Below are 19562 nucleotides of genomic sequence, written 5' to 3'. Positions count from 1 at the left end.
GGGCACTGCAGCCGAGGCCATCGGACCCCTCCAGGACTGCCCTGGCAACCCTGCCCAGACACGCGATCAAAGCCGTCACGTCAGAAAAAAGGGGCACTTGCGGTGCCCCTGGTTGACCCCAAATTCGCTGCCGATCAAAGGATCGGTGAGTGGTCTACGTCTGGGTGGACGGATCCACTCGGTTCATAAACCACGTGCGGACGGCCGACGAGCAGCGGATCGATTGGCCCGATCGCTTCGATGTCCTTGCCCGTATAATTCAGCTTGTGCAGCACGTAGCGCATGGCGTTCAAGCGAGCCCGCTTCTTGCAGTCAGACTTGACCACCGTCCATGGCGTTTCCGCCGTGTCGGTATGGAAGAACATCGCTTCCTTCGCCTTGGTGTAGTCATCCCACTTGTCGAGCGAGGCGAGGTCGATAGGCGACAGTTTCCACTGCTTGAGCGGGTGCACCTCGCGCTCCTTAAAGCGGCGGCGCTGCTCCTTACGGCTGACCGAGAACCAGAACTTGATCAGGTGAATGCCACTGCGCACCAGCGTCCGTTCGACTTCCGGCGTCTGGCGCATGAACTCCTGGTACTCCTCGTTGGAGCAGAAACCCATCACGCGCTCGACGCCGGCTCGGTTGTACCACGAGCGGTCGCAGAAAACGATCTCGCCGGCAGTCGGCAGGTGACGCACGTACCGCTGGAAATACCACTGCCCGCGCTCCTCCTGCGTCGGCTTTTCGAGCGCCATGACGCGCCCACCACGCGGGTTGAGGTTCTCGGTGAAGCGCTTGATCGAGCCACCCTTGCCGGCCGCATCGCGCCCCTCGAAGATCACGACTACGCGCTGCCCGGTTTCCTTGACCCAGTTCTGCATCTTGATCAGCTCCACCTGCAGGCGATACTTCTGCTTCTCGTATGCCTTGCGCGACATCAGGTTGCGATAGGGGTAGGAGTTGTTGTCCCGCCAGCCGCTGGCCAGTTCGTCGTCCGGGCTGGTCGGCGGCTTCGCTGCGGGCGGTGGCTCCTTTTGGAGCAGCGCCTTGCGCAAGGCCTGAGCGTCGTCGGGCGACGAGCCGGTCATGATGGCTTCAAGCGTCTTGGCCAGCGATGCCGTGTCGCCAACCTTGGCATGCGCGATGATGTCCTGCAGGGCGACCTTCTTCTGCTCGATCGCCGAACTGGCCGCTTCGGCGACGTCGTAGGCCTCCATCGCACCGGGCGTGTGCGCCGGCGCCACGTCACCCGCCGATGCCCTACGCGGCTGCGCGGCACGCGTCGAGGCGGAAGCGCGTGCCCGCGGTGCTCGTCCCGCCGGCTTGGCAACCGGGGACTCGGCATCATCGGTGGGCTCTGCTGCTCCCGCCGTAGTGCTGTCGGTGCCTGGTGCAGGCGGCGGAGTTCTCTTGTCCATCTATTTCTCTCCAGTGGGGAATGTCCTGTGACAACAAATTTGACGTCGGATCGACGATCGACGGTATCTAGGATAATAGCGCCGATATGCCAGACACTTCAATCGCTTGAAGGCCATTGACTGCTACTTTTCCACGCTTATTTTGCTTTTCCCCGCCTGACCCGAGAAAAGCAGCGCCGACGTTGAGAACCATGCTCAGTAGGGTAAGGCTGAGGAGGCGCCCCGTCATGACCAGCGTCCTGGCTTATACTCGACCCGTGTGGCGATCGGGCCCTGCCGCGACTGCCAGGCTGGACGACTTGCTCCTGGAGGTTCGCATGCTGCTCCCGATAACGATTGCGGTGATCCGCGTCCCGCCCACCTGGCTGCTGAGGGTCGCAATCCTGGTCACACTCGCCTCCGGCATGATTGCCTGCACGCCGCCCGAACCGCTGCGCATCGGCTTCCTCGGTGGTCTCTCGGGGCGTGTCGCCGACCTTGGAATTGGCGGTCGCAACGGCGCCATCCTGGCGGTCGAGATGCGCAACCAGCAGGGCGGGATCAAGGGTCGGCGGGTCGAGTTGATCGCGGAGGATGACCAGCAGGACACCGAGGTGGCCAGGCAGGCCGTCGCGCGCCTGCTGGCGCGCCAGGTCCCGGTGATCATCGGGCCGATGACCAGCGCCATGGCGATGGTGGTAGTGCCCGAGATCAATGCCGCCGGGATCCCGCTGATCGCCCCGACCGTCACCACCAATGCACTGACCGGTATCGACGACCAGTTTTTCCGCGTCGTCGCCCCCACCGCGACGCATGTCTTGAAGTCGGCAGAGTACCACTTCGTTGAGCAAGGCCTGCGTCGCGTAGCGCTGGTCTGTGATCTGCGCAACAAGGCCTACAGCGAGAGCTGGGCTGGGGATTTCCGGAAGGCGTTCGCAGCCATGGGGGGCAGCATCGTCGCTGAGCTTGGCTTCGATTCGAGTGATTCACTGGCAGCCCTGGCAACCAAGGTCCTCGCCAGGAAACCTGATGGCGTGATGATCATCGCCAACTCGGTCGACACCGGCCTGCTCGTGCAGCAGATTCGCATGCGTAACGCGTCCGTCCGCCTTGGCACGGCCGAGTGGGCAGCAACCGAACGTTTGCTCGAACTGGGCGGCAAGGCGGTGGAGGGTCTGGTCGTCGCCCAGTACGTTGACCGCGAGAGCAAGGCGGCGGCCTACCTCTCGTTCCGCCACGCCTATCGCCAACGCTTCGCCCAGGAACCGGGTTTCGCCGGACTCACCGCTTTTGACGCGACCAATGTCGCACTTGACGCGCTTGCCGGCCAGTCGAGCGGCCAGACGCTCAAAGAGGCGATCCTTGCCCACGGCGAGTATGCCGGCGCGCAATCGCCGATCCGCTTCGACGCGCATGGCGACACCCGGCGGGACACCTTTCTGTCAGTCATCCGCGACGGGGAGTTCAGGTCCCTGCGCTAGCTTTCACGGATCAAGTGCCAGGGAGTGGCCGAGTACAGGTAACGAGTTCAAGTGCCGTTTTGTATTAGTATCCGCGGCATGGCTCGATCTCTTCGCTTCTGGCTCACGCTGGGTCTCTCCGCCGTGGTCGGAGTGGCCATCGTGGCCGTGGTGGCCGTCTTGCTTGGCGTCTTGCTGCCGCGCCTGAACGATCAGGTCGCGAACAGCAACAGAACCCTCGGGGTGGCGCTATCGCGGCAGGTTGACGATTTCCTGCGCGGCTCGGCAGCGGCACTGGAGCGAGTGGCCGCCGAGATCGAAGCCCAGCCCCGCGCCACCCCCGAGCGCACTCGCGTCATCATCGATACCCTGACCCACGCGCACGCGCCACTCGACGCGCTCTACGTCCTCGATGCCAGTGCACGGGTCGTCGATGTCGGCCTGCCACTGGACCGGCGGCAACGTCGCCACGAGCTGTTGGGACTCGACTTCTCGGCGCGCGGCTTTGTCAGGGCGGTGCGGCCTGCCGGCTCCGTGCGCTGGTCGGACAGCTATCTGTCGCAGCGCGGCAAGATCGTCGTCGCCGCCACCGTGCCGCTGCGCGGCCAGGCCGCGCTGACGACGCCAGAGCACTGGACGCTGGTGGGCGAAATCGACCTCGAACGACTGTCTGACCACATTGCCGAACTCGGTGAGGCGGCCACCGTGCTGCCGATCATTCTCGATCGCCTGGGCCAGGTCGTGGCGCACCCGGATGCCGGTGCGGCTACGCGCCAGGAAAACCTTGGCTACCTGCCGCTGGTGCAGGCCGGGCTCGCTGGTCGCTTCGAAACCGGGCACTTCTCGCTCGCCGGGCGCGAATACATCGGGACGGTAACGCCGATTGGCGCCTCCGGCTGGCTGACGCTGGTCGCCCAGCCGACCGAATCTGCCTTCGCCACCATGCACTCGACCTTGCGGGCCATCGCTGCCGGGGTGGCAGCCGCCTTCGCTCTGGCCCTGCTCAGCGCCTACCTTTATGGTCAGGCGCTGGTGCGACGGGTAGCCGACTTCAGCCGCCACGTCCAGGCGATTGCCGACGGCGACTACGCAGCGCCCCTGCCGTCGTCGCGAGCACTCGAGCTGGCGAATCTCGCGCTGAGCATGCGCCGCATGGCCAACGCCATCCTCGACCGCGAGGTCGCGCTGGCCGACTCCGAGGAGCGCTATCGCGCCCTGTTCAGCGACGCACCGCTGGCCTATCAGTCAATCGATGCGAAAAGCCTCCGGCTGGTCGAGGTCAATGACGCCTGGCTGGCGCTGCTGGCTTACCGCCGCGACGAGGTCATTGGTCGCCCGATCACCGATTTCCTTGACCAGCGATCCTTACCGGTCCTGGTCGAGACCTTCCCGCAGTTCATCGCCGACGGGCGAATCGACGAACTGATGTGCCACCTCCGGCAGAAGGACGGAAAGGCGCTCACAGTCCTGATCAACGGCCGCGTCCACCACGGACCTCACGGGCAGGCGCGCACCCATTGCATCCTCATCGACATCACGGAGCGCCAGCGCCTTGAACAGGCAAGGTCGCAGGCCGAAGCGCTAATCAAACACCAGGCCGAACGTGCGCTGGCCATGCTCGAGTTACCCAAGGCTGCCGAACAGATGGACGAAGCGTCGTTCCTTCAGCACGGGCTCGAAGTGGCCGAGCGACTGACCGGCAGCCAGACATCGTTCTTGTGTTTCGTCAACGCGGACCTGCGCACCTTCGAATCGGTCACCTGGTCGCGCGACGCGTGCCGAGGTATCCCCGCCGCGCAAGCTGACCCGCTGGCGACGGTCGCTCTGCAGGGCATCTGGGCCGAGGCCCTGGAGAAGCGCACGGCCATCCTTTGTGATCCGCCTCGGGCAGGCGTCGACAGAGCTCTGACTGGAATTGCCGGGATCGAGCGCATGATCAGCGTGCCGGTGATAGAAGGGGGTGTCGGCCGCATGCTGCTCGGCGTCGGCAACAAAACAGCGCCATACAGCCAGCAAGAGACAGAGACCGCGCGCCTGATCGGCCAGGACATCTGGCGAATCGTCAATCAACGTCGTGCCGAAGACGCGCAACGACTGGCTGCCAGCGTATTCTCGGCGAGCACTTCAGGTATCTGTATTGCCGCTGCCGACCAGCGAATCGTCTCGACCAACCCGGCGCTGACCGCGATCACCGGCTATACCAGCGACGAAATCATCGGCCAGACACCGAAGCTGTTTTCCTCCGGGCGCCAGCGTGCCGGCTTCTATCGCGAAATGTGGAACTGCATCACGGTCCGCGGCGTCTGGCGCGGCGAGATCTGGAACCGGCGCAAGAATGGCGAGGTCTTTCCGGCCTGGCTGACGATCACCGCCGTCAGGAACGGGGACGGCGCAGTGACGCACTACATCGGCAGCTTCTACGACATCACCGAACGCAAGCGCTCCGAAGAGCATATCCACTTCCTCGCCCACCACGATCCGTTGACCAGACTGCCGAACCGAATGCTGCTCGACGACCGGATCCGGCAGGCAATATCCAGGTCCAGGCGCAACGCGGACCACACGGCGGTGTTTTTCCTCGACCTTGACCGCTTCAAGCTGATCAACGACACGCTCGGTCATGACACCGGCGACCGTCTGCTCGCACGCATCGCAGAACTCCTGACCGGGGTACTGCGCGACACCGAAACCGTTGCACGGCTCGGGGGCGACGAGTTCATCCTCGTTGTTCCCGGACTCACCGACGTCGCAAGCGCGGCGACTTTGGCCAGGAAGGTGCTAGAAGTCGTCTCCTCGCCACAGCTGATCGACGAACGGCCGCTGCACGTCACGCCCAGCATCGGCATCAGCGTCTATCCGGATGACGGTGAGGACGCAGCGACCCTGCTGCGCAACGCCGACACGGCGATGTATCACGCCAAGGAGCGCGGTCGCAACAATTTCCAGTTCTTCACGCCGGCAATGAACCTGGTGATTCAGGAGCGGGCTTCGCTCGAGCACGACCTGCACTCCGCGATCGAGCGCGACGAGTTCGAGCTTTTCTACCAACCGCAGGTCAATTGCCGCAGCGGCGAGGTCACCGGTATGGAGGCATTGCTCCGCTGGCGCCACCCGCAGCGTGGTCTCATAGCGCCCGATCGCTTCATCCCGATCGCCGAGGAAACCGGTCTCATCGTCAGCATCGGTCAATGGGTGCTGAATGCGGCCTGCCGCCAGGCGCGGTGCTGGCGGGATGCCGGACACACCAGCCTGCGCGTCGGCGTGAACCTGTCGGCGCGGCAGTTGCAGCAAGCCGACCTCTGCCACCAGATCGACACCACCCTGGCCGCATGGCAGTTGCCGCCGTCGACCCTCGAACTCGAACTCACCGAGAGCATGCTGATGGCCGATACGGTCACCGCCATCACATTGCTGCACTCGCTTGCAAGACACGGCATCCGGATGACCATCGACGATTTCGGCACCGGCTATTCGAGCCTCGCTTACCTCAAGCGCTTCCCGGTCACCCGCCTCAAGATAGACCGTTCCTTCGTGCGTGACCTGACGACCGACGCCAATGATGCAGCGATTGTGCGCGCCATCGTCGCGATGGCCGAGAGCCTGAAGATGGAGGTCATTGCCGAGGGGGTCGAGACCGTCGAACAGTTGTACTTCCTTGAGTCGCATGGTTGCCCGGAAGTCCAGGGTTACCTCTTCAGCCGGCCGCGACCCGCCACCGAGTTCACCTGCTTCCGCTTCGACTTGCCACCTGCAGCGACTGACAGCGCGGCGGCGGCCACGATCGGAAACCCACATTCTCTTCTGCCGACACCCTTTTCAACCCATGGAAAATAAAGTCATGCCGCGCAATCTCGTTGTCTGCAGTGATGGAACATGGTGCACCCCGGAGCAGGAGATGGCCGTCCTGCCCTGCCCGACCAACGTCGTCAAGCTCCACAACCTCTGCGTCGCCGACGATCGGCAGCTCACCTACTACCACCCGGGTGTCGGTGCGGAGGGCACGCTCCTCGAACGAGTACTCGGTGGTGGCATCGGCCTGGGTCTGACCCGAAACATCCTCAGCGCTTACCGCTGGCTGTGCGATCACTACCAAAGCGGCGACCTGATCTACCTCTTCGGCTTCAGCCGCGGCGCCTACACCGTGCGCAGCCTGGGCGGCTTCGTTGCCCGCTGCGGCCTGCTCGACCTCAGCGGGAAAAGCGACCAGCAGGCCTGGAATGCGATTCAGCGAGCCTACGACCGCGGCTACCGGAAACGCGAAGCGCCGGCCAAATGGAGTGCCGGCTACAGTTTCCTGCGCGGCGACCTGCCAGACGACAGGGTGGGCATTCACCTGATCGGCGTCTGGGATACCGTCGGCTCGCTCGGGGTCCCCGATGATCTGGTTCTCCTCGACCAGTTGCTCGACAACCCACGCAACTACCGCTTTCACGACGCCGAACTAAGCGCCCTGGTCCGCCATGGGCGGCATGCGCTGGCGATGGACGAACAACGGGGAAGTTTCGCGCCGACGCTGTGGACCGGTGGCCAGCGCCCGGCCGACGGCAGCCTGTTGCAGCTCTGGTTTGCCGGCACGCACAGCGACGTCGGTGGCGGCTACGCCGAGTGCGGCCTCTCCGATGGCGCGCTGCAGTGGATGATCGACGAAGCGACGGCGCTCGGCCTGCGCATCAATCCATTGCTTGCCAGCCAACTGGCCCCTGACCCGCGCGGTCTCTTGCATGACTCGGCGACAGGCATCTGGAAGCATCTGCGCACCCTGCCGCGCGCCACCCCCTGCGTCGCTGCAGGCAGCGTCGGCAGCGAACTGGCGCCACAGGTGTGGGAGCGGCATCAGGTGCCACCGCTGACCCAGGCGCCGTACTGGCCAACCCGCGTGCTCGCCGCCGGCGACTCGGCCAGCGTCGCCGTATACGCCCGCCAGCACTGGAATGCCAGCGGGCTCCATCTTGAAGCCGGGGTGAGCTATGACCTCTCTGCCAGCGGTGAATGGCTGGACAGCAACATCGCCTGTGGTCCGGGGGGGGCGCGCGACGGCAAGTTCAAAATCGGCGAAGTGGCCTACCTGTTCGGCAACGCGCTCGGCGAGGCCGAGCAAATCTACAAGCGACTGACCGACAAGCACGGTGCAGACTGGTGGGGCTCGCGCCGCTGCGAGGATGCCCCATGGTTTGCCCTGATCGGCATGATCGCCAACCAGCCAAACATGGATGCCAGTGGCACGCCAATCGAAGGCGAGACTTTCGTCATCGGCAAAGGACTCCGATTGACGCCGAAGCGCTCGGGCTATCTCTACTGCTACGCCAACGATGCCTGGAAGTTCTACGCCAACAACCGGGGTCACGTGACGCTCAGCGTCAGCCGCCGCTAAGCCGGAACGGCCGCGCAGGCGCGCCCTCGCCGGGTCGATGATGACCGGCCTGCTGCGCCGACTGCGCGGTCAGAACATCACTCGCGCCAGCAGCAGGCCGGTAGTGACCGCCACCACGGTCGCCACCAGACCGGGAATCATGAAGGAATGGTTGAGCACGTACTTGCCGATCTTCGTCGTTCCCGAAAGGTCAAAGTTGATCGCGGCAATCAGTGAGCCGTAGGTCGGGATGAAGAAGTAGCCATTGACCGACGGGAACATCGCGATCAGGAATTGCGGCGGGATGCCCAGGGCAATGCCGAGCGGCATCAGTGCCCGCGTCGTCGCGGCCTGGCTGTAGAGCAGCACCGACGCAAAGAAGAGGCCGAAGGCGAAGGTCCACGGTGCCGCCTCGGCCCAGTGGCCGATGGCCGGAACGATGACGTCCTTGTGCGCGGCGATGAAGCTGTCACCGAGCCAGGCCAGGCCGAAAATCCCGATTACCGCCACCACCCCCGCGCGCAGAGTCGCCGTCTTCGGCACTTCGTCGACGTTCACACGGGTCGCCATCAGCATGATCGCCGCCACCGCCATCATCACGATTTCGATCACGATCGGCATGCCGAGCGGGGTCTTGGCACCCGGCAGCCTGCGCAACTCGGGGAAGAAGCCGAACAGCACCACCAGCGCCACGCCGGCCAGAAAGAGATAGGCTGACAGTCTGGCCGCCGGCTTCAGGGGGGGCCGATCAGCCGCGGCCTTGGGTGTCGGAATCTGCCCCGCTTCCAGGCGCGCCTGATACTCGGGATCGTCCTTCAGGTCCTTGCCGAGAAACATCGAGACGATCGCCGCCACCAGGACGCCGGTCAGTGTGGCGGGAACACAGATCATCAGGATTTCGGGCAGACCCCACTGGGTCATTCCCTTCTCGGCAAACAGCCCGATCATCGCCGCAGTCGCTGCCGCCACCGGGCTGGCCGTGATCGCCTGCTGCGAGGCAATGGTGGCGATTGCCATCGGCCGCTCGGGACGGATGCCGCTCTGGTGCGCGGTTTCGTAGATCACCGGCAAGAGCGGATAGACGATGTGCCCGGTGCCGGCGACGAAGCTGAAACTCCAGGTCGTCAGCGGGGCAACAATCGTCACGTACTTCGGGTTGGCGCGAATGATCCGTTCAGCCAGGCGGACCAGGAAATCGATACCGCCGGCCGCATCCATCACCGAGGCGGCCATGATCACCGCCAGGATGATCAGCATCACGTCGATTGGCGGCGACGTCGGCGTGACACCAAAGCCGACGACCAGCACCAGCAGCCCGACCGCACCCCACAGGCCAAGTCCGACGCCGCTGTAGCGTGCGCCCATCCAGATCGCCGCGAGGACCACCCCGAACTGCAGGAAGATCGCCATGCTCATGATATCTGTTCTCCGGCAAAGACCAGCGAGGGGCTGACCATCAGGGCCACCCCCGGACAACTCGAGGCAGCGGGAAACCGCCGCAAGGAAACGGCTACTCAGACTGCGGACTGATCAGGTTCTCGAACGAAAAGACCTCGTCCCACTGCGCCTGCGTCATCAGTCCGCGCTCGCTGACCACGATCTGGTGCAGAGACTTGCCGGTTTCGTAGCCCTCGCGCGCGATCTCCGCACACTGCTTGTAACCCAATGTCGGCTTCAGCACGGTGACGATTCCGAGCGAGTTGAGCACCATCTCCCGCGCGTGCTCGACGTTGGCGCTGATCCCCTGAACGCAGTTCACCCGCAGGCTGTTGACCGCATTCTCCATGGTGAAAATCGAGGTAAACAGTGCGAAGGTGATCACCGGCTCCATCACGTTGAGCTGCAGCTGCCCGGCCGACGCGGCCAGAGTCACGGTCAGGTCGAGTCCGATCACCAGGAAGCTGGTCTGGTTGACCACCTCGGGAATCACCGGATTGACCTTGCCCGGCATGATCGATGAGCCGGGTTGCATCTGCGGCAGGTTGATCTCGTTGAAGCCGCACCGCGGCCCCGAGGCCAGCAGGCGGATGTCGTTGCAGATCTTCGTCAGCTTGGCCGACGTCCGCTTGAGCACGCCCGACAACTGCACATAGGCGCCGGTATCCGAGGTCGCCTCGACCAGGTCACCGGCAAGGATGAATCGGGTCCCCGTCAGTTCGGACAGGTAGCCGGTGACCAGTTCGGGGTAACCCGGCGCAGCCGTGACCGAGGTGCCGATGGCAGTGGCGCCAAGATTGATCTCGTGCAGCAACTGGCGCACCTCGGCAATACGGCTGACTTCCTCGCCGATGGTCGTACCCCAGCCGTGGAACTCCTGCCCGAGTGACATCGGAACCGCATCCTGCAGGTGCGTGCGGCCCATCTTGAGAACCTTCTCGAACGTCTTGCCCTTGGCGTAGAAGGCATCCTGCAGCCGCCGCAGTGCGTCCATGTAGCTGGCCAGGCGAAGGATCAGTGCCAGCCGGAACGCCGTCGGATAGATGTCGTTGGTCGATTGCCCGTAATTGACATGGTCATTCGGGTTGACGTACTGGTATTCGCCTTTCCGGTGGCCGAGACTTTCCAGCGCCAGGTTGGCAATCACCTCGTTGGCGTTCATGTTGGTCGAGGTACCCGCACCCCCCTGGATGAAATCGGTCACGAACTGGTCGCACATCTCGCCGGCGATCAGCCGGTCGCAGGCGCCGACAATGGCATCGGCCACCCTTGCATCGAGCACGCCGAGATCGCGATTGGCCAAAGCGGCTGCCTTCTTGACATAGCCGAAGGCCTTGACGAAATAGGGCTCTGCCGACATCGGGATGCCGGTGATGTGAAAGTTCTCCCGCCCACGCAGCGTCTGCACACCATAATACGCGTTGTCCGGCAGTTCCTTCTCACCCAGAAAGTCCTTCTCGATGCGTGCCATGGTCATTCCTTTCGTTTGATCAAGAGGTGAAGTTCTGCGCAGCCCACCGGACCATTCTAGTCCATCGCGTGGACGGCTACCACCGCAGCTTCCTGCGTTGATGGTCCACGTACAACCCGCGAGCAAGCCGGCAGCACTGTCCGGGCCGGTGCCCACATAACCGACGTACAATTCGCGCCCAGCCCCGAGAGACCGCGATGAGACGCCTGCTGCTGATCCCTGCCGAAATCGCTGCCCACCTGCAGCGCGATCGTCTGCTTCTGCTTCTGGTTCTGCTCTGCTTCGGCCTGAGCCTGTTCGACCCCGACGCGATTGCGACCTACCCTCAACACGTGGACTGGCCAACCATTGCCGCGCTCGCCGGTCTGCTGCTCCTGACGACCGGGCTCGAGGAAAGCGGCTTCCTGCAGCACGTGGCTTACCAGGTCATCACGCGCATGCACAGCGAGCGCCATCTGGCGCTGCTGCAGCCAGGACTGGCGCGTGATTGCCTGGGCGGTTAACGTTGGCGGCTTCGGCTTCCTGATCGGATCTCTGGCCAATCTGATCGCACTGCGTCTGCTGGGCGACCGACGTGCCTGGCTGAGCTTCCACGCCTGGTCCTTGCCGTTTCTCGGCGTCGTTGGCCTGCTGGGCTACCTCTGGCTATTTGTTCGTTAACTCGGCCGCCGAGGCAGGAAGCGAAGGTGCACGCTGCCCGTTGCCCACCCCTCACGTGGAAACACAGCTTCCAACGATATTTTCCTGACTTAACTTTGATTTCTGTGGAATTTTTCAGGTCTTCTTTCTATACTGCGTGAATAATAAGAAAGGCCCTGTCATTTCCAGAGGAGACTTGCCATGGAGATCAATTTTGCCGGCTGGCTGCCGGAAGCGCTGTTAGTCGATTTGCCCGAAATAGATGCTCAGCACGAGGAAATATTCCACCGTATCGAATCGCTCAAGACCGCCTGTTTCGAAAACAGCTACGTCCCGATTGATGAGTTCGATGCACTGTTCGAATACTTCGCAATGCATTTCGCCACGGAAGAGCGGATCGCCGAGGAAGCGGGCCTGGAGTTCGCCGAGCACACGAAAATCCACGAGGACACTCTTCGCATGCTGCGCCGCGCTTTGACCGAGGTCCGCAGCAAGGCGCGCGACGCCCACTCCTTCCTGCGCTACTGCGAATACTGGTTCGAGCGTCACATCGCCGAGGACGACCGGCTCTTCATTTCCATCCTGCAATCCGGCGCCTTCAATCGCTCCAGCAGCCTTCGCCAGGCCGGCCGTCCCCGCTTTTCCGCGCAGGCGTGATGCGGCACCTGCCGCGCTGGAGCGGCGGTGTACGGATCAGCCAGTCAGGCGGTCACCTGTAAGGGGTGACCTGGTGGGGCCGGCAATTGCCCTTCTTGGCCTGACCCGGCGGGCAGTGGTAGCCATTGCCGTGGCCCTGCCCCTTGCCATGGTGCTTCTCCCAGTAAGCGGGGTCTCGCCAGACTCTTCCGTCCCAGTAGTAACCGCGCCTGTCGCGTTCGCCAAAGCTGATCGTCGTACCGCCGGTCTCCACCCTGATGTTGCCCACGTTTACCTGGACGTCACCGGCAGGAGCAAGCACGGGCACCGCCGCCAGCAAAAGGCAGCCAAGCAATCGTTTCATCCGTTTCTCCCCATACTGCCTGAAACATAGACGTCGAGAATGTGCGCCTCGCATGGCGGACCCTCGACGCGCTGATCTCTAAGTGACGCAGAAATTCGCCCAGCGCACGACCGCCGCTTATCCGCCGGCCGAAGGCGCAGGCAGCCCGGCCAGGTAATCCTGATGCACGGCCAGGCTCAGCGCGTTCGGTCGCAGCGCCTTGACAGCGCGTGTCGCTTCATCTTTTGGCCAGCCACGTTCGACCAGGATCTGCGCCGCCATCAATCCGGTACGGCCTGAACCGCCCTTGCAATGGATCGCAATCTTCTTGCCGGCGTCCAGCAGTCGATGGACCGCCGGCCGCTGTGTCTGCCAGACTGCGTCGAAATCCGCCTTGGGGGCATGCTCATCCTCGATCGGCAGATGAAACCACTGCAGACCTCTCTGCGCACAAAGCTGCCCGAGGTCGGTCACCGCATTGCTCGCCATTTCAGCTGCCGGCATCAGCGTGATCAGCGCATCGGCGCCGGCCACCTGGAGTTGTTCGAGCGCAGTCGTTGTCTGCACGCCCCTGGTTCCCGGGCACGGAGTCAGGATCAATCCTGCACCTTCCTGGTCCAGCGGCAGTAAATCAGAGGGATGGCTATTCATATGGGTTTGACCTGTCATGGATGGGTGATGCATGGATGGGTGATGATCGCTGCAAGAATGGCCCTGAAGCCGAGTCCAGACAATAGACCGTCGGCTTCCGGCACGGATTTTCTTCCTGGCGCATTTTACCCGACTTGAACACCGGCGATCATCGCCGGATACTTGCGGCTGCAGCACTGGAAGTGGTCGCAGCGCACGCTTCAGGCGAGGAGTCCCCATGCAGGAAGACCGTTCTCAGCACCTACCGACGCAGTTCATCCTGCCAGATCATTGGCTGCTCTTTGGTGGATGGCTGCTGCTTTGCGCCCTCTGGCCCCTGACCGCCTTCGCCCAGGTTTTCGAAAGCGAAGGGCAGCGCGTCCGGCTGACGATTCTCACCGAAGGTCTCGAACACCCCTGGAGCCTCGCCTTTTTGCCTGACCGACGAATGCTGGTCAGCGAGCGCCCGGGCCGCTTGCGGCTGATCGATGCCGATGGCCGGCTCGATCCGGAACCCGTGCGTGGACTGCCACCGGTCGCCGCGGTCGGCCAGGGCGGGCTGCTCGATGTGGCCTTGCACCCCGGATTTCGTGACAACGGCTGGATCTATCTCTCCTACGTCGCCGAAGGAAAAGGCGGCTACGGCACCGAGGTGCTGCGTGCCCGGCTGAAGGGAAAGACGCTCGGCGACGTGCAGGTTTTGTTCCGGATGCTCCCCAAGTCGAACGGCGGACGCCACTTCGGCTCGCGCCTGGTGTTCGATCGGCAGGGCTTTCTGTTCATCACCCTCGGCGATCGCGGTGACCAACAGCGGGCACAGCGCCTTGACGACCACGCCGGGTCGGTGATCCGCCTGCATGACGACGGGCGGATCCCGGTCGACAATCCGTTTGTGCAGCAACCCGGCGCTCTGCCGGAAAAGTTCACGATCGGCAACCGCAATATCCAGGGCGCCGCCCTGCACCCCAAAACGGGCGAGCTATGGACGCACGAACATGGCCCGCAAGGCGGCGACGAGATCAACATCATCCGCGCCGGGCTCAACTATGGCTGGCCGGTGATTACCTTCGGCAGGAACTACGGTACCGGAACACAGATCGGCGAGGGAACGGCAAAGCCCGGCATGTCCCAGCCCGTGCACCAATGGACACCGTCGATTGCGCCCTCGGGAATGGCTTTCTACACCGGCGACCGCTTCCCGGCATGGCGTGGCGATCTCTTCGTCGGCGCCCTGCGCGACCAGATGCTGGTCCGCTTGAAGCTTGAGGGTTCGCGCGTCGTCCGTCAGGAACAATTGCTCAAGGCAGACATCGGACGCATTCGTGATGTACGCAACGGACCTGACGGCTTCATCTACCTGTTGACCGACAGTCCACGCGGCGTCATCGCGCGCCTCGAGCCGGCGCGCTGAGCAATCCATGCCGACAAACACACGAGGCCACTGATGCCAGGCACGCACCCAGCCGCCATTGTCGATGCCGAACCCACCGCCGCTGCCAGCCGCTTCGACTGCCGCGACTGCGGCGCCTGCTGCGCAAGTTTTCGGGTATCGTTCTACTGGGCCGAGGCCGATGCCTTTGGCTTGCCCGAAACCGTGGTCGAGCAGCTTTCACCCTGGTACGCCTGCATGGCCGGAACCAATGCCGCGTCACCGCGCTGCCAGGCTTTGCAGGGCGAGGTCGGGCACTGCGCGACTTGCGCCGTGTACCGCCAACGCCCGTCACCATGCCGTGAGGTCCAGCCAGGCGACGCCCAGTGCAGCAAGGCGCGCCTCGCCTGGCGCCTGCCGGTGCTCGTCGTGCCGAGCACGGAGAAGGTGCCGGGCCTGGATGCCTGCGCACCCTGCCCGGCTCAACCGCCGCTGACCGGCCCACCCCTCTGCTCAAATACTCCGGAGAAACTGATGCCCGCCGATCATGACCCTGCCTCGAGCCCCGTAGCCATACCTTCCCCGAAAACAGAACGGCGAGCGGCTGGCCTGACGGGCGCGCTGCTGACGCTATTGTCGGGACTGGTCGCGCCAGTTGCCGGCGCCCCTGTGGCAGCTGCCGACATTGACTACGCGGCCGCGCAAAAGCGTATGGTCGAGCAGCAGCTGATCCCATCGTCACGCGGCATCACCCACCCGGCGGTCCTGCAGGTAATGGCCACGGTACCACGGCACGAGTTCGTGCCCGCGGCCATGAAGCGGCACGCCTATGAGGACCAACCGCTACCGATCGGCTACGGCCAGACCATTTCCCAGCCCTACGTGGTCGCTTTCATGACCGAGAAGCTGGTGCTGCGGGAAACCGACCGGGTACTCGAAATCGGCACCGGGTCGGGCTATCAGGCAGCCATCCTGTCCGGTCTGGTGCGCGAGGTCTATAGCATCGAGATCGTCGAGCCGCTGGCCAAGCGGGCCACGAGCGATCTGGCGCGACTCGGTTACCGCAACGTCAGCGTGCGCCATGGCGATGGTTACCAGGGCTGGCCCGAGGCGGCGCCTTTCGATGCCATCATCGTCACCTGCGCGCCCGACCACGTGCCACAGCCTCTCGTCGACCAGCTCAAGGAGGGTGGCCGAATGGTCATCCCGGTTGGCGAACGGGATGATCAGAAGCTGTTCCTGCTGAGAAAACGCGGCGACAGGCTGGAGCGCGAAGCCATCCTGCCGGTGCGCTTCGTACCGATGACCGGTGCCGCTGAAGGCACGAAAAGGTGAACGCCCCGGTCGCCACCCGCCGGCTCGGCCTGTTCTCGGCAACGACGCTGGTGGTGGCAAGCATGGTCGGTAGCGGCGTCTTCACCACCAGCGGCTTCCTGCTGGCGGATCTGCAGTCGCCCTGGCTGGTGCTGCTCGCCTGGCTGGTCGGCGGCGGGCTGGCCGCCTGTGGCGCCCTCTGCTATGGCGCGCTGGCTCGTCGACTGCCCGAGTCCGGCGGCGAATACCTCTTTCTCTCGCGCACCCTGCACCCGGCCGCGGGCGCTATGGCGGGCTGGATATCGATCGTCGTCGGCTTCGCCGCCCCGCTCGCCGCCGCGGCACTCGCCTTCGGAGAATATACCCGCGACTGGTTGCCAGGCAGCTCGCCGCAATGGCTGGGCAGCGGGCTGCTATGCGGCTTGGCCCTGATCCACGCGCTGCGCATGGAGGGCGGTGCCCGCCTGCACAATCTGACGGTTGCGCTCGAGATGCTGCTGATTGGCGCCTTCGCCGTCCTCGCCCTGGCGCGCCTGCCGGCCGAGGTGCTGACTCGCCCGACACCGGACAGCAGCAGCGCCGCCGGCTTTGCCGTCGGCCTCATCTGGGTATCGTTCAGCTACTACGGCTGGAATGCCGCCGTCTATGTTGCCGGCGAGGTGCGTGATGCCGAGCGTAACCTGCCGCGCTCCCTGCTGATCGGTACCGCCTTGGTAACCGGTCTCTACCTGGCTCTGAACGCTGCCTTCGTGTTTGCGGCGCCGTGGGAGGAACTCGCCGGCCAGGCGGAGATCGGCCGCCTCGCCGCGCAGGCGCTGGGCGGTGCGCTCTGGGCCGATACCCTGACGGCGCTGATCGCCCTGGTCCTGGCCGCATCGGTCTCGGCGATGACCGTCGCCGGGTCGCGGGTCTATGCCCGCATGGCGACCGACGGCGAGCTGCCGCGCCTGTTCCGGGCGCAGGCCGGCGTGCCGCGGCTGGCGATCGCCATGCAGTGCACGCTGGCGCTGGCGCTGATGTGGAGCGCCAGCTTCAAGAGCCTGCTGACCTACATCGGCTTCACCCTGAATCTCTGCGCTGCCGCCACCGTCGTCGGCCTGATCCGGATCAGGCTGCGCGAAGGCGCTCAACTCAGGGTCGTCGGCTGGCCCCTGGCACCAGCGACCTTCCTGCTCGGCGTCCTGTGGATGGCCTTGAGTGCCGTCGTCCGGCAGCCGGTCGAGAGTCTCTGGGGCCTGGCCACCCTCGCCATGGCCTGGCTACTCTGGCGCCTTGGCCGGGCGCTGCGCGGCGAGCAGTCCGGACACTGAGACTAGATCCGGGGCTTTCGTTGCTCCCGAGACCCAGCTGCGAAGGATGTTCCGGCAACGCCCGTGGATAGCGACACGGCGGCGAGGAGCAGCAGGGCATTCGGTTGCGTCGATTCAATCTCCTCTCGGACTGCAGCTTCCGGTGTCGGATGCGGAATGCAGCCATCCACCGGTGAAAAGCAGTTCAGCGCATCTCGAAGGCTTCCTGATGGAAGCGCAGTCGCCTGCCGAGCCTGTCGAGCCCGTTGCGCAGGGCGTCGGCGAGCCCGCTGGGACCGCAGAACCAGACCTCGGCCTGCTTCTCGCTGCCAAGCGAACGGCTCAGCGATTCCGCCGTCAGGCTCGCACCCTGACGTGCACCATGCACATGCAGGCGAATGCGGGGCAGCGTCGCGCACAGGCGCTCAAGGCGCGGCACGAAAGCATCCCTGGCCTGATCACGGGTACAGTAGTGCAGGTCAGCCTCCGGTGCTTGTGCCGGTGCCGACTGGAGCGACTCCAGCCAGGCAAGAAAAGGCGTCACGCCGATGCCGCCCGCGATCCAGATCTGACGGGCATGCGGATTGCAGCGGGCAAGATCGAAGCGGCCGTAGGGGCCTTCGACACGCATGTCCTGTCCTGCTTGCAGGCGAGCGGCAAGGCTGCCGGTGTAGTCGCCGAGGGCCTTGATGTCGAAGCGGATCACCCGATCGCCCTGGTCGGCACTGGCGATGGTGAAGGGGTGTGCCCCCTCTTTTTCGTCGAAGGTGACAAAGGCGAACTGGCCGGGGTGGTGACCGCGCCAGCCGCGATCAAGGCGGCAGCGTACGGTGGTGATGTCCGGCGATGGCTGCTCGACCGCGAGGATCTCGCCGGCCGCTTGACGCGTACGACCAATGCCGCCCTGCAGCGAGCGAAAGGCGCCATACACCCCGACGGCCAGCAACGCGGCAAGCAGCACGCCTGCCGGCTGCGCCCAGTAATGCGTGGGGGCCAGCAATGCCGCGTGGAAGGCGAGCATCAGATAGAGCACGGGCATGGCACGGTGCAGGCAACGCCACGCCTTGTACGGAAATTTCTTCCACAGGGTGATGACCAGCATGATCAGCACGGCGTAGATCGCCCACTCACCGATGTCTTCGGCCAGATCGCGCAGCACTTTCAGCAGACCGGCAAACTTCTCCTTCGGGATGCGCCCCTCGCGGCCAATCGTCGATTTCAGGATGTCGTCGGACATCTCGATCAGCCAGTGCAATGCGGCAAGTGAAATCGCGAGAATGCCCGCCCACTTGTGGGTGCGGTACACACGATCCATCCCGCCCAGCGGTGCTTCCAGCCAGGTCGGGCGGGTAGCCAGGAACATCGCCAGCGACATCAGGGCGATCGACAGATAGCCGCTCAGATAGAGCGCCTCCTGGCGGCTGATCCATAGCGGATGCGCGCTGGCCGGGTACGATGTGTTGAGCACGTCCCAGCCCCAGACGGCGGCGACCAGGGCAAGCAGACTGGCGAGTAGTGGTTTCATGGCGATTCGCTCGAAAAAGTTGCAGGCCGATTACCTGGCCGACGGTTGCGCTGGCGGGGCGCTCTGCGGGAGATCGTCGCGACAGCGGCGCTTGCTGGATTCGGCGGACATCCTGCTGCCCACAAATCCACGTTCATTGTGCGAGGCTCTGACTGAATGCGCCCTGAAGCATCTGTGCATGTCTGGCGTTCATGGAACATGCCGTTCATTCGTCGTAGTAACCGAGTTCGGCGTCGGTATGGCAGGCGGCACAGTTGGCCTTGGTCCGCACATCCTTGTGCTTCCACTCCCAGTCCGGCACCTTGCGGTGTTCCTTCACCCACTTCGGCAATTCGGTGATGCGCAGCGGCGCGCTGGTAGTCGACACGCCGCGCAGCCACTTGTCGCTGTAGCGCCGGCCACCAGTATCGGCCGCGTGGTTGACCAGATACTCGGTAATCCTTGCTGCCAGCGCGGGATCAACCGTGGCATCGTCACCGAAGTGATTTCTGAGTTCGCCCATCATCCGCTTCCATGAACTGGCCGGCAGCATTGAAGGGGCAAAGGCGATGTGGCAGCTGCCGCACTCTTCCCTGACCACCGGTTCGGCAACGGGCGGGAAATAGTGGCTGCCACCGGCCTGTGCCCTGCCGAGAACAAGCGCCGAGAAGGCAATGGCGAGCAGGCTGAGGGCCAGAGGGCGGGCGGGCATCTTCATGTTCGGCTCCTTGAATGTTGGGT

The 19562-nt window shown here is 64.2% G+C and carries 15 protein-coding genes and 1 pseudogene; 9 read left to right on the top strand and 7 right to left on the bottom strand.

Features of this window, described 5'->3' with window-relative positions:
- Positions 1-134: 134 nt before the first annotated feature.
- Complete coding sequence (gene ppk2, locus V5B44_RS15935) at positions 135-1400, bottom strand: polyphosphate kinase 2 (protein WP_332359975.1); 1266 nt, start codon at positions 1398-1400, stop codon at positions 135-137.
- 317 nt (positions 1401-1717) lie between these two features.
- Here ppk2 and V5B44_RS15930 point away from each other — a divergent pair, with 317 nt between their 5' ends.
- The 3 genes from V5B44_RS15930 (at position 1718) to V5B44_RS15920 (ending at position 8210) form a co-directional block, all read left to right on the top strand.
- Entirely contained in the window at positions 1718-2860 is a 1143-nt protein-coding gene (locus V5B44_RS15930) for an ABC transporter substrate-binding protein (protein ID WP_332359974.1), read from the top strand.
- Positions 2861-2938: 78 nt separating this feature from the next.
- On the top strand, positions 2939-6673 hold the full coding sequence (locus V5B44_RS15925) for an EAL domain-containing protein (RefSeq protein ID WP_332359973.1): 3735 nt from the start codon (positions 2939-2941) through the stop codon (positions 6671-6673).
- A gap of 4 nt (positions 6674-6677) precedes the next feature.
- Positions 6678-8210, top strand: a complete 1533-nt coding sequence (locus V5B44_RS15920) for a DUF2235 domain-containing protein (RefSeq protein WP_332359972.1) — start codon at positions 6678-6680, stop codon at positions 8208-8210.
- A gap of 69 nt (positions 8211-8279) precedes the next feature.
- On the opposite strand, the gene V5B44_RS15915 is transcribed toward V5B44_RS15920, so the two are convergent.
- Together V5B44_RS15915 and V5B44_RS15910 are read right to left on the bottom strand one after the other, a co-directional pair.
- Positions 8280-9593, bottom strand: a complete 1314-nt coding sequence (locus V5B44_RS15915; protein ID WP_434735473.1) for an anaerobic C4-dicarboxylate transporter family protein — start codon at positions 9591-9593, stop codon at positions 8280-8282.
- A 106-nt stretch (positions 9594-9699) separates the two neighbouring features.
- A complete protein-coding gene (locus V5B44_RS15910) occupies positions 9700-11097 on the bottom strand; it encodes an aspartate ammonia-lyase (protein ID WP_332359970.1) in 1398 nt (465 codons plus the stop codon).
- Between the two features lie 197 nt (positions 11098-11294).
- Here V5B44_RS15910 and V5B44_RS15905 point away from each other — a divergent pair, with 197 nt between their 5' ends.
- The 3 genes and pseudogenes from V5B44_RS15905 to V5B44_RS15895 all read left to right on the top strand — a co-directional run bounded on the left by V5B44_RS15905 (position 11295) and on the right by V5B44_RS15895 (position 12393).
- Positions 11295-11600: a hypothetical protein gene (locus V5B44_RS15905; RefSeq protein WP_332359969.1), complete on the top strand. Its 306-nt coding sequence runs from the start codon at positions 11295-11297 to the stop codon at positions 11598-11600.
- Positions 11566-11757, top strand: a pseudogene (locus V5B44_RS15900) (anion transporter); the annotation flags it as partial. The gene V5B44_RS15905 and the pseudogene V5B44_RS15900, both read left to right, overlap by 35 nt.
- Before the next feature lie 180 nt (positions 11758-11937).
- A complete protein-coding gene (locus tag V5B44_RS15895) occupies positions 11938-12393 on the top strand; it encodes a bacteriohemerythrin (RefSeq protein ID WP_332359966.1) in 456 nt (151 codons plus the stop codon).
- Between the two features lie 52 nt (positions 12394-12445).
- Here the strand turns inward: V5B44_RS15895 and V5B44_RS15890 are convergent, their stop codons facing one another.
- Both V5B44_RS15890 and V5B44_RS15885 read right to left on the bottom strand, forming a co-directional pair.
- Positions 12446-12736, bottom strand: coding sequence for a DUF2502 domain-containing protein (locus tag V5B44_RS15890; RefSeq protein WP_332359965.1), 291 nt, complete (start codon positions 12734-12736; stop codon positions 12446-12448).
- Between the two features lie 117 nt (positions 12737-12853).
- Positions 12854-13366 carry a phosphatase domain-containing putative toxin gene (locus V5B44_RS15885; protein WP_332359964.1) on the bottom strand — a complete coding sequence of 171 codons (513 nt, stop codon included), beginning with the start codon at positions 13364-13366 and terminating at the stop codon, positions 12854-12856.
- A gap of 217 nt (positions 13367-13583) precedes the next feature.
- On the opposite strand from V5B44_RS15885, the gene V5B44_RS15880 reads away from it, so the two are divergent.
- The 3 genes from V5B44_RS15880 to V5B44_RS15870 are packed head-to-tail and all read left to right on the top strand — an operon-like array spanning position 13584 to position 17338.
- Positions 13584-14756: a PQQ-dependent sugar dehydrogenase gene (locus V5B44_RS15880; RefSeq protein WP_332359963.1), complete on the top strand. Its 1173-nt coding sequence runs from the start codon at positions 13584-13586 to the stop codon at positions 14754-14756.
- Positions 14757-14789: 33 nt separating this feature from the next.
- Positions 14790-16049 (top strand): protein-L-isoaspartate(D-aspartate) O-methyltransferase, encoded by a 1260-nt coding sequence (locus V5B44_RS15875; RefSeq protein ID WP_332359962.1) that lies wholly within the window; start codon positions 14790-14792, stop codon positions 16047-16049.
- Positions 16046-17338, top strand: coding sequence for an APC family permease (locus V5B44_RS15870; RefSeq protein WP_332359961.1), 1293 nt, complete (start codon positions 16046-16048; stop codon positions 17336-17338). Before V5B44_RS15875 ends, V5B44_RS15870 begins: the two co-directional genes overlap by 4 nt.
- A 184-nt stretch (positions 17339-17522) precedes the next feature.
- On the opposite strand, the gene V5B44_RS15865 is transcribed toward V5B44_RS15870, so the two are convergent.
- Together V5B44_RS15865 and V5B44_RS15860 are read right to left on the bottom strand one after the other, a co-directional pair.
- Entirely contained in the window at positions 17523-18842 is a 1320-nt protein-coding gene (locus V5B44_RS15865) for a ferredoxin reductase family protein (protein ID WP_332359960.1), read from the bottom strand.
- Between the two features lie 205 nt (positions 18843-19047).
- Entirely contained in the window at positions 19048-19539 is a 492-nt protein-coding gene (locus V5B44_RS15860; RefSeq protein WP_332359959.1) for a diheme cytochrome c, read from the bottom strand.
- Positions 19540-19562: the final 23 nt, after the last annotated feature.

The organism is Candidatus Accumulibacter necessarius (genome assembly GCF_036625085.1).
This window is presented reverse-complemented; position numbering and strand designations above follow the sequence as displayed.

Excerpts from the sequence above, each read along its gene's own strand:
- ppk2 (WP_332359975.1), bottom strand. The coding sequence starts at position 1,400 with ATGGACAAGAGAACTCCGCCGCCTGCACCAGGCACCGACAGCACTACG.
- V5B44_RS15930 (WP_332359974.1), top strand. The coding sequence starts at position 1,718 with ATGCTGCTCCCGATAACGATTGCGGTGATCCGCGTCCCGCCCACCTGG.
- V5B44_RS15925 (WP_332359973.1), top strand. The coding sequence starts at position 2,939 with ATGGCTCGATCTCTTCGCTTCTGGCTCACGCTGGGTCTCTCCGCCGTG.
- V5B44_RS15920 (WP_332359972.1), top strand. The coding sequence starts at position 6,678 with ATGCCGCGCAATCTCGTTGTCTGCAGTGATGGAACATGGTGCACCCCG.
- V5B44_RS15910 (WP_332359970.1), bottom strand. The coding sequence starts at position 11,097 with ATGGCACGCATCGAGAAGGACTTTCTGGGTGAGAAGGAACTGCCGGAC.
- V5B44_RS15905 (WP_332359969.1), top strand. The coding sequence starts at position 11,295 with ATGAGACGCCTGCTGCTGATCCCTGCCGAAATCGCTGCCCACCTGCAG.
- V5B44_RS15895 (WP_332359966.1), top strand. The coding sequence starts at position 11,938 with ATGGAGATCAATTTTGCCGGCTGGCTGCCGGAAGCGCTGTTAGTCGAT.
- V5B44_RS15890 (WP_332359965.1), bottom strand. The coding sequence starts at position 12,736 with ATGAAACGATTGCTTGGCTGCCTTTTGCTGGCGGCGGTGCCCGTGCTT.
- V5B44_RS15885 (WP_332359964.1), bottom strand. The coding sequence starts at position 13,366 with ATGAATAGCCATCCCTCTGATTTACTGCCGCTGGACCAGGAAGGTGCA.
- V5B44_RS15880 (WP_332359963.1), top strand. The coding sequence starts at position 13,584 with ATGCAGGAAGACCGTTCTCAGCACCTACCGACGCAGTTCATCCTGCCA.
- V5B44_RS15875 (WP_332359962.1), top strand. The coding sequence starts at position 14,790 with ATGCCAGGCACGCACCCAGCCGCCATTGTCGATGCCGAACCCACCGCC.
- V5B44_RS15865 (WP_332359960.1), bottom strand. The coding sequence starts at position 18,842 with ATGAAACCACTACTCGCCAGTCTGCTTGCCCTGGTCGCCGCCGTCTGG.
- V5B44_RS15860 (WP_332359959.1), bottom strand. The coding sequence starts at position 19,539 with ATGAAGATGCCCGCCCGCCCTCTGGCCCTCAGCCTGCTCGCCATTGCC.